Here is a 14975-nt window from a genome sequence, read left to right as displayed (position 1 = left end):
TTTGTTATCCGGCCGCCGGATGCTGCGGCGACCGCTGTAGATTTCGCGCAGGCGCTTACTCCGCGCGGCGTGAAGTCGCGTATCATAACATAACGGCGCGGCGCCGAGAGTCAGTGGATGTAAATAACCGCCGGCAGGTGTAACGATTCCCTGCTCAGCGCCCGCCCCGGATCAGGCCGCCCAAACCGCGTCGCTCCATGAACGCCGCCACCTGGTGGCGGACCTCAATACTGTTTTGTGCGCCGATGACCCGTTCCGCCAGGCCCTGCGCCTCACCCAGCGCCACATTGCGCAACAGATATTTGATGCGCGCCACGCTGCGGCCGTTCATGCTCAGCGTACGATAGCCCATGCCCGCCAGCAGCAACGCGCCCATCGGATCGCCGGCCATTTCGCCGCACAGGCTACAGGCCAGCCCCAGCCGCTCCGACTCGCTGATGATTTTTTGCAGCACCTGCAACATGGCCGGATGCAGACTGTCGTACATCGACGCCACCCGGGTATTGTTGCGATCCACCGCCAGTAAATACTGCGTCAGATCATCGGTACCGACCGACAGAAAATCTACCCGGCTCACCAGCGCCGGCAGCATGAACACCATCGCCGGCACCTCGACCATAATGCCGATCCGCGGCTTCGGCAGCGCATAACCCAGCGCCTCCTCGACCTCGCGCCCGGCGCGATCAATTAGCCGGCGCGCTTCGTCGATCTCATCGACGCTGGTTATCATCGGCAGCAGAATACTCAAATTGCCGGTAGCAGCATTGGCGCGCAGCATCGCGCGCACCTGAATAAGAAAAATCTCTTGCTGATCGAGCGTAATGCGAATTCCACGCCAGACCAGACAGGGATTTTATTCGCTTATCGGCATATAGGGCAACTGCTTATCGGCGCCGACATCCAGGGTACGCAGCGTCACCGATTTGCCGGGGAACAGCTGTAGCATGCCTTGGTATTGCGCCACCTGCTCCTCTTCCGAGGGAAAGCCGTTTTGCAGCATGAAGGGGATTTCAGTGCGGTACAGGCCGATGCCGTCCACACGATTGTCGAGGCGCTGTTCATGTTCCGCGCTCAAGCCGGCGTTTAGCATCACTTGAATGCGTTCGCAGCTTTTCAGCGCCACCGGCTGTTCCACATCGTCTTCCGCCAGACGGGTAAGCTCACGCTCTTCGCTCACCAGTCGCTGATACTCCTGCACCAGCACCGGCTCCGGATCTACCAGCAGCTCACCGCGATAGCCATCGACAATCAGCAAGCGCTGATTGAGCAACAGCGGCTGGATATCGGCGCCCATCACCGTCGGGATCACCATCGCCCGCACCAGGATCGCGGCGTGGGAATTGGCGGCACCGTCGCGCACTACCACCCCCACCAGCTTATCCTGCGGCACCTCGGCCAGAAGCGCGGCGCTCAGCTCGTCGGCCACCAGCACGAAGCGTGACGGCCACTGAATCACATTGCGGGCGCTGTCATCAAGATGGAACAGCAGTCGCTGGCCAAGGGCACGCAAATCGCCGGCGCGCTTACGCAAGTAACTGTCGCTCAGCAGCGCAAATTGCTCGGCGAAACGTTCAATCACCAGCTTCACCGCCCACTCGGCCACCGCGCCGCCGTCAATTTCCGCGAACAAATCGCGCTTAAGGCGCGCGTCATTGAGCAAATGGCTGTACAGATCGAACACCGCCGCGCTGTCTTTTTGAGCGCTGGCGGTAAAACGTTTGCTCAGGCGGCGAAACTCGGCGACGGATTCGTTCAGCGCCAACGTCAGCCGCTCGCGCCCGTAGCCGCTATCGAGAGAAGAGGCCTGATAAACCTGGTCAAGGGAGGGCTGGCTGCTGTCCACCCAACCTTGGGCGATGGCCACTCCCGGCGCGGCCGCCAGGGCGCGGATACGGGTTTGACGGTATTGGCTGAACAGCGCATTGAGCTGCTATTGGGACAAAATGCCGGCCATCTGTGTGGCCAGCGTGACCATGAACGATTCTTCTCTCTCGTCGAACTGCCGATGCTCACGCTGCTGCACCACCAATACGCCGAGCAACTGGCGGCGATGGATAATCGGCACGCCGAGAAAGGAGCGAAAGCGCTCCTCTTTCACCGCCGGGATGTATTTGAAACTGGGATGGGTGTGGGCGTCCGCCAGGTTAATCGGCTCAGCCAGCCGGCCGACCAGGCCGACAATCCCTTGGTCAAAGGCCAATGTAATCGTACGCCCGCGCGGTTTGTTCAAACCGCGCGTCGCCATCAGATAATAGCAGCGACGATCATTATCGGCCAAATACACCGAACAGACTTCGGTATTCATCGCCTGACAGGTTTCATTAACCAGAATGTCAAGTGAGTCCGACAGACGCGGCGCGGCTGCGACCTTTTCAACGATTTCCCGCAAGCGCGTGAGCATAATCTGCGTGACTTAGCCTCTTTTCTGTCTGTGAGCCGGCGCGGAGCGCGGCGCTGCAGTTTCCTGCAGCGGCATCACCACGCCGGAAAATTCCTTCATTACCCGGCGGTAAACGTCCCGTTTAAAAGAAACGACCTGACGTACCGGGTACCAGAAGCTGACCCAGCGCCAGCCGTCAAATTCAGGGATCCCCCCGCGCTGCATATTGATATCCGCATCCGAACACATAAGCTGTAGCAGAAACCATTTTTGCTTCTGACCAATACACACCGGCTTGGTGTCCCAGCGCACCAGCCGCTTGGGAAGCTTATACCGCAGCCAATTACGCGTCGAAGCCAGAATACGCACATCTTTGCGGCTCAGGCCGACCTCCTCGAACAGCTCGCGGTACATCGCCTGCTCTGCGGTTTCGCCAGCGTTGATGCCGCCCTGGGGGAACTGCCAGGAATGCTGTCCGTATCGCCTGGCCCACAGCACCTGCCCGTCGAGATTACAGATTACAATACCAACATTCGGGCGGTAGCCATCATCATCGATCACTGGACTACCTCGATTACATAAAATGTAAGATGTTCCGATTGTTTCATACTCGCTGTGCACGGTAAACCACTGGTTTTCACTAATCGCCGGTGAATAACACTCTCAAGGCCGCTTTGCGACGCGAAGTTATAAACAGCTAACGACTGCCGGGCACCACTTTATGCACTTTTTCTGTGGATAGGTGTGTGTGCAACGCTGGATTAGATGGGTAAAACTTTTCGCCCAACGCCAGGCCAGGGGATAACGGGAAAAAAAATAAAGAACAAGATCAACAGACTAAAACGTTTATCATCTTCACAGACCGCGCATCGTCATTACGTTGAAATAACGCATCACCTGGCATGGATAAAAAACAACCATCGGCAATTTTATCCACAGAAAAACGGATCGACGTCGCAAATAAATGGACAAATGGGCTAAAAATGGCGCCGTCAAGGCTGTAAATAGAAACAGTACTCGTCGATCACCCGGGTTATCCCGCAAATCTGTGGATAACCCGGTGTAAGATCCTGTTCATTATTGCCCTCAGCGGGTGTACAACTGCACACCGGACCTACATTAAGCCTGACAAGGTGATTAAAAAAAGTTATAAAATCATGCTATTATTAATTTTTTCACGGACGGCGCGCGCGATGTTGGCGCGAAGGCGTCGCCGGTGCCTAGTTTTTATTCAGTTCAGGACCGCGAGATGAATAGCCTGATGCCACTTTCCCTTCCACACGGACTGCCCGCCGATGAAAGGGAACTGTTGCGCCGCGCCGATGCGCTGGCGGGATATACGCTAAACGAATTATCTGCCCAGGCCGGCCTGCCGATGCCCGCCGACCTCAAGCGCGATAAAGGGTGGACTGGCGTACTGCTGGAGCGCTATCTCGGCGCCAGCGCCGGCAGTAAGCCCGAGCAGGATTTTGCCGCAATCGGCGTCGAGCTGAAAACTATTCCGGTAGACGCCAGCGGACGGCCGTTGGAAACCACATTTGTCTGCGTGGCGCCGTTGACCGGCAATAGCGGCGTGACCTGGGAAACCAGCCATGTGCGCTATAAATTGGCGCGGGTGCTCTGGATCCCGGTTGAAGGCCAACGGACAATTCCGCTAGCGCACCGCCGTATTGGCGCGCCGCTGTTGTGGAGCCCTGACCCTGAAGAAGAGCAGCAGCTGCGGCGCGACTGGGAAGAATTAATGGACCTTATCGTGTTGGGAAAAGTGGAACGGATCACCGCCCGCCACGGTGAGGTACTGCAATTACGGCCTAAGGCCGCCAATAGTCGGGCCCTGACCGCCGCCGTCGGTGAATTTGGTCAGCCTATTCTGACGCTGCCGCGCGGTTTTTACCTGAAAAAAAACTTCACCGCGCAGCTACTGGCGCGACATTTCCTGTTATAACCGCGTTTTCGCTTGCCAGCCCACCGACAACACCGCGTATAATTATCGTTTATGTTTCGTTTAGGTGAATATGTGTATTATTTAATTTGATTGCCGATCCAAACGCATGGCTGGCGTTAGGAACCTTGACCCTCCTGGGAATTGTCCTGGGTATTGATAATATCGTTTTCCTGTCCGTGGTCGTCGCCAAACTCCCCCCTCACAGCAAAGCAGCGCCCGCCGCCTGGGTCTGTTCGGCGCGATGGTGATGCGCCTCGGCCTACTGGCGGCTATCGCCTGGGTCAGCCATCTGGTCAAAACGTTGTTTTACCTGCTGGGTCATCCGGTCTGGGTCATCCGGTCTCCGCCCGGGATTTGATTTTGTTTTTCGGCGGCATTTTTCTGATCTGGAAATCGTGTCGGGAAATACTGGAATCGTTTCATGTCGGCGCCGATGGCGAAGGCAGCACGGTACAATCCTATCTCGGCGCCATAACCCAAATCATGATGCTGGACATTATTTTAAGCCTGGACTCGCTCATCACCGCAGTCTGCCTCTCCTCCCATTTGTTTATCATGATGGCGGCGGTCATTATCGCGGTGGCGATAATGCTGTTCGCTGCCCGGCAGATAGGCGAATTCGTCGACAGACACCCGTCGGTCAAGATGCTGGCGCTGGCGTTTCTGATTTTGGTTGGCGGCGCGCTGATTATGGAAAGTGCGGCTATAGAGGTGCCAAAAGGCTATATTTATTTCGCCATGTTTTTCTCGCTGGCAGTGGAAACCCTGAATCTTTTGCGCAACAAAAAAGCGGCGGAGCGGGCATCCGGGCCTGATGCCTGACCTTTGCGCGCCGCGCCAGAGCGGGTGGCGCGGTAATTTTCATTTTCAGTGCTATTGAAGCCGGTGTTTTTTGCCTATATTGTTAACAATCTAGGTAATTTAATGGATGGATAATGATAATGAGAACACTTTGTCTGCTGATGCCGGCACTCTTCGGCGTCGTACTGCTTACCGGCTGCACCAGCGATTACGTCATGGCGACCAAAGACGGCCAGATGATATTGACCGATGGCAAACCCGAAATCGACAAAACCACCGGTCTCATTCGCTATACCGACGAACGCGGCAACGAAAGGCAAATCAACGGCAACGATGTTTCGCAGATCATCGAACGATGATCCCCGCGTCCCGCAACGCGTCGCTGGCTTAATTTCCCCCTTCTCCACCCGCCATGACTTGGCTATAGTCAGTCAAGGCGGTGCGATCACGCCTGTACGTTTACGTCACTGAGGAACCTGCCCCGATGCTTTATCACCGTATTCCCCATAGTTCTCTGGAAGTCAGCGTGCTCGGTCTGGGCACCATGACTTTCGGGGAGCAAAACAGCGAAGCGCAAGCGCATGCCCAGCTCGCTCTCGCCAAGGGCGTCAAGCTCATCGACACCGCGGAAATGTACCCGGTGCCGCCGCGTCCTGAAACCCAGTGGTTGACGGAGCGCTATATTGGTAGCTGGCTGAAACGCCATGGCCAGCGCGAAAAAATTGTCCTGGCCAGTAAAGTAGCTGGTCCGGCCCGCGGCAACGATAATGAAATTCGTCCCCAGCAAATATTGGATCGCAAAAATATCCGTCAGGCGCTGGAAGATAGCCTGCAGCGCTTGAATACCGATTATCTCGACCTCTATCAGGTACATTGGCCGCAACGCAGCACTAACTGCTTTGGCAAGTTGGGTTATCGCTATACCGACGAGAAACTGCCGGTGACGCTGCTGGAAACGCTGGACGCCCTGAACGAGCAGGTTCGCGCCGGGAAAATCCGCTATATCGGCATCTCCAATGAAACCCCTTGGGGGGCGATGCGCTACCTGCAATTAGCGGAGAAGCACGGGCTGCCGCGCATTGTCACGGTGCAAAACCCTTACAGTTTGCTGAACCGCAGTTTTGAGGTGGGAATGGCGGAGATAAACCAATTTGAGGTGCTGGAGCTTTTGGCCTACTCCAGCCTGGCGTTTGGTACCCTGACCGGTAAATATCTGCATGGCGCACGCCCTGCCGGCGCACGCAATACGCTGTTTAGCCGTTTTACCCGTTACAGCGCCCCGCATACCCAGGAGGCTATCGCCGAGTATGTCGCCCTGGCGCACAGCGCCACGGGCTGGATACCGCGCAGATGGTGCTGGCGTTCGTCCGCCGGCAGCCGTTCGTCGCGTCGACGCTGCTTGGCGCGACCACCCTTGAGCAGTTACAGAGCAATCTCGACAGCCTGACGTTGGATCTCGACGAGACGCTCCTGGCATCGCTGGAAGAGATCCACCACCGCCACACGTTTCCAGCGCCCTAAGGCCGGTGCGCAAGCTGGAAGTACAGGGCGGCGCTCACGCCCATCCATGTGGGCGAGTTTTAAGGCATACGCCAACGCGCGTACCATCAGCGCGCAGGCAGCAGGCGCGGCTGCCGGGACTAACGCCCGCCGTCGCGACAGTTCCCACGTCTGAACCACCAGAGCACCGCAATCGCCAGCGCGAACAACAGACCAAAACCCACTCCGATCGCCGCCGCCGTCACCTGTAACGACACCACCAGCGTATACAGACCCAACATCAGCAGCATGGCGATGTTCTCGGCAAAATTCTGCACGGTGATGGCGTTGCCGGCGCCGACACTGCTGCCCACGGTGTTGTAACAAGGCATTGAGCGGTACGATGAAGAAACCCCCCAGCATACCGATGAGGGCCAGCAGCCCGTAGGCGTGCAGCAGGTGATGCTGCACGCTGAACACTACCACGGCGGCGCCCAATAAGACGCCCGCCGGCATACAGCGGCGCACCGTTTCCAGCCGGATAAACCGGGCGTCAGCGGCGGCGCCAAAAACGATGCCCACCGCCACCATGGCATTCAACGTGGTCGGGGTCGTATTATCGCTGATGCCTAACGCCACCGGCACCCAAAGCACCAGCAAAAAACGCAGCGTGACACCCGCGCCCCAAAACAAGCTGGTGCCGATAATGGCGAAACGCGTCTGACCGTCCCGTCCCAGACTACGACAGTGGCCGTAAAATGCGCGCAGCATCGCCAGCGGCCGATGGTCAGCATCAGCCCGTGCCGCCGCCAAACGGGGAATAAACACGTTAGCGACCATCGCCAGTGCATAGGTCAGCGCGCACACCGCCAGCACGCCGCCGGCCACCGATCCCATGAGAATGGCGGCAATCTTGGAGCCTTCCATCATACCATTAGCCCGCACCAGTTGGTCACCGGTGGTCAGCTCGCCGAGAATGCCGTATTTGGCCGGGGAATAGGCGGCGGCGCCGACGCCGACCAGGCAATAGCCCAAAAACGGAGCGCCGCCAAAACAGATAAGCAGCGTACCGGCCAGCTTCACGCCGTTGGCCGCCATCATGACGCGGCCTTTGGGAAAACCATCGGCATAATGTCCGACGAAAGGCGCCAGCACGATATAGGCGCCCACAAAGAGCATTTGCAGGATCGGCTGACTCCAGTCTGGGTACTGTAACGTTTTCATCAACGCCAATGTGGCGAACAGCAGCGCATTATCCCCGAACGCCGAGAAGAACTGCGCCACCATCACCGCCATCATCGAGCGTGACCACAGCGCGCCTGCGGGCGACCCGGCGTGCGGCGGCGTCATACATCAGACTCCGGCGCAGCCGCCATTTCACCGAGGGTGACATAATCCGGTTTACCGCTGCCCAGTAGCGGTAGCGTCTCGATGTGACGGATATCGCGCGGCACGGTGATTTCTGCTGCGCCCTGTTTACGCGCCTGCTGCAAGAGTCTGTCCCGCGTTAGGTCTGGATCGGTGGTGAAGAGCACCAATCCCTCACCGCGCGCGTTATCGCTGCGGGTGGTCGCGCCGTGTTGCGCGTCCGGCGAAACGCCGAGTGCCAACTGCTCGACGCTTTCCAGTGAGACCATTTCCCCCGCCAGTTTCGCGAAACGTTTCACCCGCCCTTGAATGGTACAGAACCCCTGCTCATCCAGCGTGACGATATCGCCGGTGTCATACCAGCCAGATTCGCTCTGGCCGTCGGCGTTCTGTGCGGCGGGCGGCTCCAGCGCGCCGCCGCTGCCGACGCGCAGATAGCCTTTCATAATATTCGGCCCGCGCAGCTGAAGCCGTCCGCCGTGTTCTATTCCCTCCACCGCCATAAGCCTGGCGTCCATACCGGGCAGGATCTGGCCGACGGTGTGCGGCTTCGCCGCCATCGGGACATTTATCGCCACCACCGGCGCGCATTCGGTGACGCCGTAGCCCTCCAGAATGCGCAGGCCGAAGCGATCCTGCCACAGCTCGCGGGTGGCATCGGACAGTTTCTCCGCCCCCGCGACCACATAACGCAGGCGGGCGAAATCGTACGGGTGGGCAAAACGCGCGTAATGGCAGAGGAAAGTCGAGGTGCCGAACAGCACGGTACAGTTCTGGTCATACACCAGCTCGGGGATGACCCGGTAATGCAGCGGGCTGGGATACAACAGTACCTGGGCGCCGGTCATCAACGGCGTAAACAGCCCCACCGTCAGGCCGAAGGCATGTAACAGCGGCAGCGCCGACATAAACTTATCCTTCGGCGTGAAATCGGCCACGGTGCGGATCTGTTCGATATTCGCCATGATGCTGCGATGGGAGTGCACCACACCGCCTTCGGCGTGCCTTCAGACCCGGAGGTGAACAGGATAAGCGCGCTGTCGTCTGGGCGCTGCATAAGCGCGGCCCGCGCCGGCGCCAGCAAGTGGCACAGAGTCCACAGCTTGTCGGAAAGAGTAAGGCTGGAGCGCAAATCTTCAAGAAACACCCAGCGGGCGCCGGCCACCTGAGTGGGAAGTTCGGTCAGACGCGCTTTGTCGAGAAACTGACGCGAGCTGACAATGATTTTCAGCCCGGCGGCGTCCACCGCATGGTTCAGCGCACCGGCGCCGGCGGTGTAATTCAGCATGGCCGGCACTCGGGCGCGTAGCAGCGCGCCAATAATGGCGGCGGCGGTGATGGTGGAATTCGGCAGCAAAAAACCCACATGTTCACCCGGCGCGGTCAGACGCTGCAGAATACGGCTAACCCCCAAACTTTTTTCAGCAGATCGTGATAACTGTCGGTCTTCAGCGCCATGTCGGTGATGCACGGCTTGCTGTCGCCATAGCGACGCATGGCCTGCAGTAAGCCGTCATACAACGTCATCGCAGGGCGCGAGGCCATGCGCGCATTCATCATAATCGTCCGCAGCCGTTCGCCGGCGGCGCGGCGGCCTTCCGGCATCGGTAGCGGCGTCGGCGCCAGCAGAGTCAGAGTAATTTTGGGAAACCAACGGCGACGAAACACGCCGCCCATGCGGCTAAACGGGGTAGCTTCAGGACCATCGATCCACATCGGCACTACCAGCGCATCGGCGCGCGCCGCGACGAATACCGCGCCGTCATACACCTTCATCAGCGCGCCGGTGACGGTCAGCCTGCCCTCTGGAAATACCACCACCGGCCGACCCTGGCCGACGGCCTTGATCAGTTGCTTGATGCTGTGCGGCCGCGTAGCGTTAAGCGAGATAATATCGGCATATCGCCGGGTAATCGGCATAAACCAGGCGTCGTCCAGCGTGGTATAAATGGCGAACACCGGCTTAACCGGTAAAAAAACCGCCAACAAAATGCCATCAAGAAACGAGACATGGTTAGGGGTCAACATGACCAGGGGTTGCGTCAACAGGCGGGTATCACCTCTGATTTCGACCCGGTACATCAATCTGAACAGCAGACGCAAAACCTTAAAAAGCATGCCATCTCCTTATGTATCTCTGCGGGTGAGGCCCGGCATCATCACGCCAGCGGGCAACACGCCCGCGGGGAGCGATTCGCCCGCCGGCTGACAAACGTCCCGACCCCATCATTATGTCGATTAATCTTAGCAGGTTAAAGGTTCGTCACGCTGACGGCGCAACGCGGTCGACCTCAGCGCGGCATGAATTCGCTCAATGCGCGCCGCTGTCCGCCGTCGGCATCGATATTCTCGTCCGCCAGCCAGGCGTCGTAGGCGGCACGCAGCGCAGGCCAGTCCGGGTTGACAATGGCAAACCAGCTGGTATCGCTGTTGCGGCCCTTGGTGACGACAGCCTGACGGAACGTATCTTCATAGTGAAACCCCAGCCGGCTTGCGGCCTCGCGCGACGGTGCATTGAGGCTATCGCATTTCCATTCGCAGCGTCGGTAGCCGAGGGTATCGAACAAATAACCCAGCAATAGCGAGATAGCCTCAGTGCCCAGACGCGAGCGCCGCATTGCCCGCGACCAATTCACCCAACCAATTTCCGCTACGCCGTTCGCCGGACTGAGGCGCATTAACGCCACCGTTCCCACCGCCTGTGCTTGAGCACGGTCCACTACTGTGAAAAACAGCGGATCCTCGCTCGCGGTCAGCGTCGTCAACCAAGCCCGGCATGCCTGCCGGCTTGCGGGACGCGCCACCGCCAGATAGGTCCAGTCGCGGCCGTCTTCCGCCTGCGCCCAGGCGTCGTATAAGGCATCAAAATGCGCCGCCGCCAGCGGCTCCAGCCGGCAGCTACGTCCGGTCAGAACCTTGCGAGGCGGCGTAGGGCAGGGTTGCCAATCGGTCAGTGCGGCGCCGATCGGTTGATTATATTCATTAATGACAGGCATAGGTTTTTTCCCCGGCGAAGGTCACGCGTGATCGCGGAACGTAAACGTTATCATCGGCGGCAGGAATACTAGCAGACCAGCGCGGAGAAAGCGCGTTTCCGGCGCAAGGGAGGCAATAAAGGGAAACTGCAGGCAAAAAAAACCTACGCGGACGCGTAGGTTGGTGCAACTGAAATGGTTTCAACATACAGAGTATGTTGATTTCTCACCAATCAATACCTCTGGGAGTACACACTCTAATGCCCCCGGCAAGACATCACCACCGAACAATCGCAAGATAACCGCTCGAAGTGAAACCAACTGTAAAAATTGCCCCAAGGTTATAAACATCTCGCCGGCAAGGGCCGAGATCAGCGGCGAGGTGCCGATAACCGGCACCAGCAGGTCATTACCCTGCGACCGGCGCCGCCCGACAACGCTGGGCATTTGGCCCCGAGGTCAGGGGTGAAGGGCACGGGCTGTTATCCGGCATTAACTCTTCATTACCCTGCGACCGGCGCCGCCGTTGGCGGACAGCGGATCACTTCCACCAGACAGCTCATGGCGTTCGGGCCCTGGGTCAGCGGCGAGGTGCCGATATCCAGCGTCAAAACGTTGGGATTGCCGGCCTGCTCCGTGGCGGGCGAACCGTCTTCCTGCCAGGTTGGCGTAAACCAGGCGCCGGGCGCCATCACGATAACCCCAGGCGTTACCCCATCGCTTAATTTGGCCCCCGCCAGCAAACGGCCACGATCGTTGTACACTCTGACCTGTTCGCCGTCGGCAATGCCGCGCCGTGCGGCATCCTGCGGATGCAGATACAGCGTCTCACGGCCGACGGTCTTATTGGCCTGCGCCAGCGGCGCCGGATCCAGCTGACTGTGTAGCCGGTCGTGAGGCTGCACGGTGATAAGATGTAACGGATAGCGTGTCGCCCGGACATCGCCCAACCATTCCGCCGGCGGGCGCCATTCCGGCAGCGGCCAGAAATCCGCGTAAGCGAAGCCGGCAATGGTTTGGCTGAAAAGCTCGATGCGGCTGCTCGGAGTTTGCAACGGATGCCGCAGGGGATCCCGGCGAAAAGCCGCCATGAAGACAAAGTCCTCAGCGGGCGCGGGCACTTCCAGGTAGCCTTGGCGCCAAAACTGGTCGAAGGGCGGCCAGCGGTGGCCGGCGGCGGCATGGGATGCGGCGCTTTGCTGATAGAGTGTCTCGATCCAGCCGCGCTCGTCGCGCCCGCCGGTAAACGCTTCCCGATAACCCAGACGCTCTGATAAATCGGCGAAAATAGCAAAGTCATTGCGCGCCTGATGCTGGGGCGCGACCGCCTGCTGCATAGCCAACACATAACGATCGCGTGATGAACCGCCGATATCATTACGCTCCAGCGAGGTGGTCACCGGCAGCACGATATCGGCCAGCTTGGCGGCCGGCGTCCACCAAATATCCTGCACCACCACGGTGGCCGGCTTGCGCCAGCCCGCCAACAACCGATTTAGTTGCTGATGATGATGAAATGGGTTACCGCCGGCCCAGTAAATCATGTCGACGGTGGGATAGCGTCTCTGCTGCCCCTGAAAACTGTATTCGCCGCCGGGATCTAACAACATATCGGCAATACGCGCCACCGGAATGCTCAGATCGGCGGCGGGATTGACACCCAGCGGTAAACTGGGCGCCAGGGCGTACAGCCGCGGATTACCCACGCCATTCATCGAGCCGTGACCAAAGGCGAAACCGCCTCCCGGCAGGCCTATTTGGCCGAGCATCGCCGCCAGCGCAATCACCATCCAGTAGGGCTGCTCGCCGCGATGGGCGCGCTGAAGGGCATAGGCACAGGTCATCATGCTGCGCGGCGCCGCCATTAACTTCTGCGCCAGCAGTCGAATGCGACCGGCGGGGATGCCGGTGATCGCGCTGGCCCAGTGCGGCGTTTTGGCAATGCCGTCGCGTTCCCCGCGCAGATAGGCCGCCAATTGCGGCCAACCAACGCAGTATCGCGCTAAAAATACCTCGTCCTGGGCACCCTGTTGCAGGATTTCCCAAGCCAGCGCCAACATCAGCGCCGTATCGGTATTGGGCCGGATAGGGATCCATTCCGCCTTGAGAAAAGCCGGACAGTCATCCCGCGTCGGGCTGATATTGATAACGGGCGTGCCTTTCGCGGCCAGCTGCTCCAGCCAGGATTGAAGCGAGTGCTCGCCAGCGCCACCGGAGGACACCTGGGCGTTTTTCAGCGCCAGCCCGCCGAAAGCGATGAATAATCCGCAGTGGGCAATGATGCTTGGCCAACTGGTTACTCTACCGGTTAAAGGACTGTAACTGCCGATAATATGCGGTAAGAAGAATTGGGCCGCCCCCCAGCTATAATTACCGGCCTGATCCACCGCGCCGCCGCCGGCAAAATGAAAACGTCGCACCAGCGAGCGGGCGTGATGAACCCGGCCAGCGGAGGACCAGCCATAGGAACCGGTAAAGATCCCTTCGGCGCCGAATCGATCGCGGACCCGGCGGTTCTCCTGTGCAATGAGATCCAGCGCGCGATCCCATGCTATTTCGACGAAATCGTCCCGGCCGCGCAAGTCGCGATCGCTGTTTTCCCGCGCCGCCAGCCAGGAGCGCCGCACCGCCGGCTTGCGGATGCGCTTATCGGAATAAAGCATCGGCGCTACAGACGCCAGCATCATTGAAGGATGCGGGTCATGTTTAAACGGCTCACAGCGGACTAATTTCCCCTCCTCCACCACCGCAGTGAAAGCCCCCCAATGCGCCAGTTGGGGAAAACGTCTAATCGCCATGCCCTGCTCTCTTTGTTGCTGATTAATCTGGCGGCAAAATAGCATTTCTTGTCAGGCGGCGCCAAACAACTTCATCGGGTCGATGGCGGGAAATAGCCCTCGTCGCGGCTAATTTTTACCGCATCATGCTAACTTCTTGCGGTTAAAGTTATTTTCCATGACACTAGCAAATGTAAACGATTACTCCCCCGACGTCGGAAATGTGCTCATGGCCACCATAAAGGATGTCGCCAGACTGGCGGGCGTTTCAGTCGCCACCGTCTCGCGTGTGATTAACAATTCGCCCAAAACCAGCGATGGATCGCGCCAGGCGGTCATGCAGGCGATGGAACAGCTGCAATACCACCCCAACGCCAACGCCCGCGCGCTGGCGCAACAGTCCACGGAAACCCTGGGATTGACTGTCGACGGTGTCTCGGATCCTTTCTTCGGCGCCATGGTGAAGGCGGTGGAGCAAGTGGCGTACCATACCGGCAATTTCCTGCTGATCGGCAACGGTTACCATATTTTGGATAAAGAGCGTCAGGCGATTGAGCAACTGATCCGACACCGCTGCGCCGCGCTAGTGGTGCACGCCCAGATGATCCCGGCCGAAAAGCTGAACACGTTAATGGCGCATATTCCGGGCATGGTGCTTATCAACCGTATTCTGCCGAATTACGCCGAGCGCTGCGTGGCGCTGGACGATCGTTACGGCGCCTGGCTGGCCACGCGCCATCTGATCAAAATGGGACATCGGCGCATCGCCTTTATCTGCTCAAGCCACAGTATTCCCGACAGCGTCGACCGCCTGCAGGGCTATCGGGACGCGCTGGAAAAGTTTCATATTGCCATGGATGAAAAACTGATTGCGTTCGGTGAACCGGACGAGGTGGGCGGCGAACAGGCGATGACGGAGCTTTTGTGGCGCGGCCGCACGTTTACCGCCATCGCCTGCTATAACGACTCGACAGCCGCCGGCGCGATGGCGGTATTGAGCGATAACGGCATTGAGGTACCGCAGGATATTTCGCTGGTGGGATTCGATGATGTGCTGATTTCCCGCTACCTGCGGCCTCGGCTGACCACCATCCGTTATCCGGTGGTGGCCATGGCCACCCAGGCGGCACAGCTGGCGCTGGCTAACGGCGCGCCGCTGCCGGAGGTGACCAATATGTTTATCCCGACGCTGGTACGTCGCCATTCCGTGGCGCCGCCGGCGGCGTAGCGCCTGACGCGTCCCCGAAACA

At 59.0% G+C, this 14975-nt stretch carries 6 protein-coding genes and 5 pseudogenes; 5 read left to right on the top strand and 6 right to left on the bottom strand.

Going from position 1 to position 14975, the window contains the following annotated elements; all coding sequences use genetic code 11:
- Window positions 1-154: 154 nt before the first annotated feature.
- Together ptsP and rppH are read right to left on the bottom strand one after the other, a co-directional pair.
- Window positions 155-2401: pseudogene (ptsP, locus tag JZM24_RS08065) on the bottom strand (phosphoenolpyruvate--protein phosphotransferase).
- 12 nt (window positions 2402-2413) lie between these two features.
- On the bottom strand, window positions 2414-2941 hold the full coding sequence (gene rppH / locus JZM24_RS08060) for an RNA pyrophosphohydrolase (RefSeq protein WP_215670057.1): 528 nt from the start codon (window positions 2939-2941) through the stop codon (window positions 2414-2416).
- 688 nt (window positions 2942-3629) lie between these two features.
- Here rppH and mutH point away from each other — a divergent pair.
- The 4 genes and pseudogenes from mutH to JZM24_RS08040 all read left to right on the top strand — a co-directional run bounded on the left by mutH (window position 3630) and on the right by JZM24_RS08040 (window position 6647).
- Complete coding sequence (gene mutH, locus JZM24_RS08055; RefSeq protein ID WP_215669271.1) at window positions 3630-4325, top strand: DNA mismatch repair endonuclease MutH; 696 nt, start codon at window positions 3630-3632, stop codon at window positions 4323-4325.
- Window positions 4326-4393: 68 nt separating this feature from the next.
- A pseudogene (locus tag JZM24_RS08050) lies at window positions 4394-5147 on the top strand (TerC family protein).
- A gap of 119 nt (window positions 5148-5266) precedes the next feature.
- Complete coding sequence (locus JZM24_RS08045) at window positions 5267-5485, top strand: YgdI/YgdR family lipoprotein (RefSeq protein WP_215669270.1); 219 nt, start codon at window positions 5267-5269, stop codon at window positions 5483-5485.
- Window positions 5486-5610: 125 nt separating this feature from the next.
- Window positions 5611-6647: pseudogene (locus JZM24_RS08040) on the top strand (NADP(H)-dependent aldo-keto reductase).
- 119 nt (window positions 6648-6766) lie between these two features.
- Here JZM24_RS08040 and lplT read toward each other — a convergent pair.
- The 4 genes and pseudogenes from lplT to JZM24_RS08020 all read right to left on the bottom strand — a co-directional run bounded on the left by lplT (window position 6767) and on the right by JZM24_RS08020 (window position 13746).
- Window positions 6767-7955, bottom strand: a pseudogene (gene lplT, locus JZM24_RS08035) (lysophospholipid transporter LplT).
- A pseudogene (gene aas, locus JZM24_RS08030) lies at window positions 7952-10091 on the bottom strand (bifunctional acyl-ACP--phospholipid O-acyltransferase/long-chain-fatty-acid--ACP ligase). The pseudogenes lplT and aas overlap by 4 nt, the downstream one beginning before the upstream one ends.
- Before the next feature lie 173 nt (window positions 10092-10264).
- Window positions 10265-10969: a GNAT family N-acetyltransferase gene (locus JZM24_RS08025; protein WP_215669269.1), complete on the bottom strand. Its 705-nt coding sequence runs from the start codon at window positions 10967-10969 to the stop codon at window positions 10265-10267.
- Window positions 10970-11451: 482 nt separating this feature from the next.
- Window positions 11452-13746: a molybdopterin guanine dinucleotide-containing S/N-oxide reductase gene (locus JZM24_RS08020; protein ID WP_215669268.1), complete on the bottom strand. Its 2295-nt coding sequence runs from the start codon at window positions 13744-13746 to the stop codon at window positions 11452-11454.
- Window positions 13747-13954: 208 nt separating this feature from the next.
- Between JZM24_RS08020 and galR the strand changes: the two genes are divergently transcribed.
- Window positions 13955-14953 carry an HTH-type transcriptional regulator GalR gene (galR, locus tag JZM24_RS08015; RefSeq protein ID WP_215669267.1) on the top strand — a complete coding sequence of 333 codons (999 nt, stop codon included), beginning with the start codon at window positions 13955-13957 and terminating at the stop codon, window positions 14951-14953.
- Window positions 14954-14975 lie beyond the last annotated feature (22 nt).

Source organism: Candidatus Sodalis endolongispinus (genome assembly GCF_018777395.1).
Lineage (GTDB): Bacteria > Pseudomonadota > Gammaproteobacteria > Enterobacterales > Enterobacteriaceae > Sodalis_B > Sodalis_B endolongispinus.
This window is presented reverse-complemented; position numbering and strand designations above follow the sequence as displayed.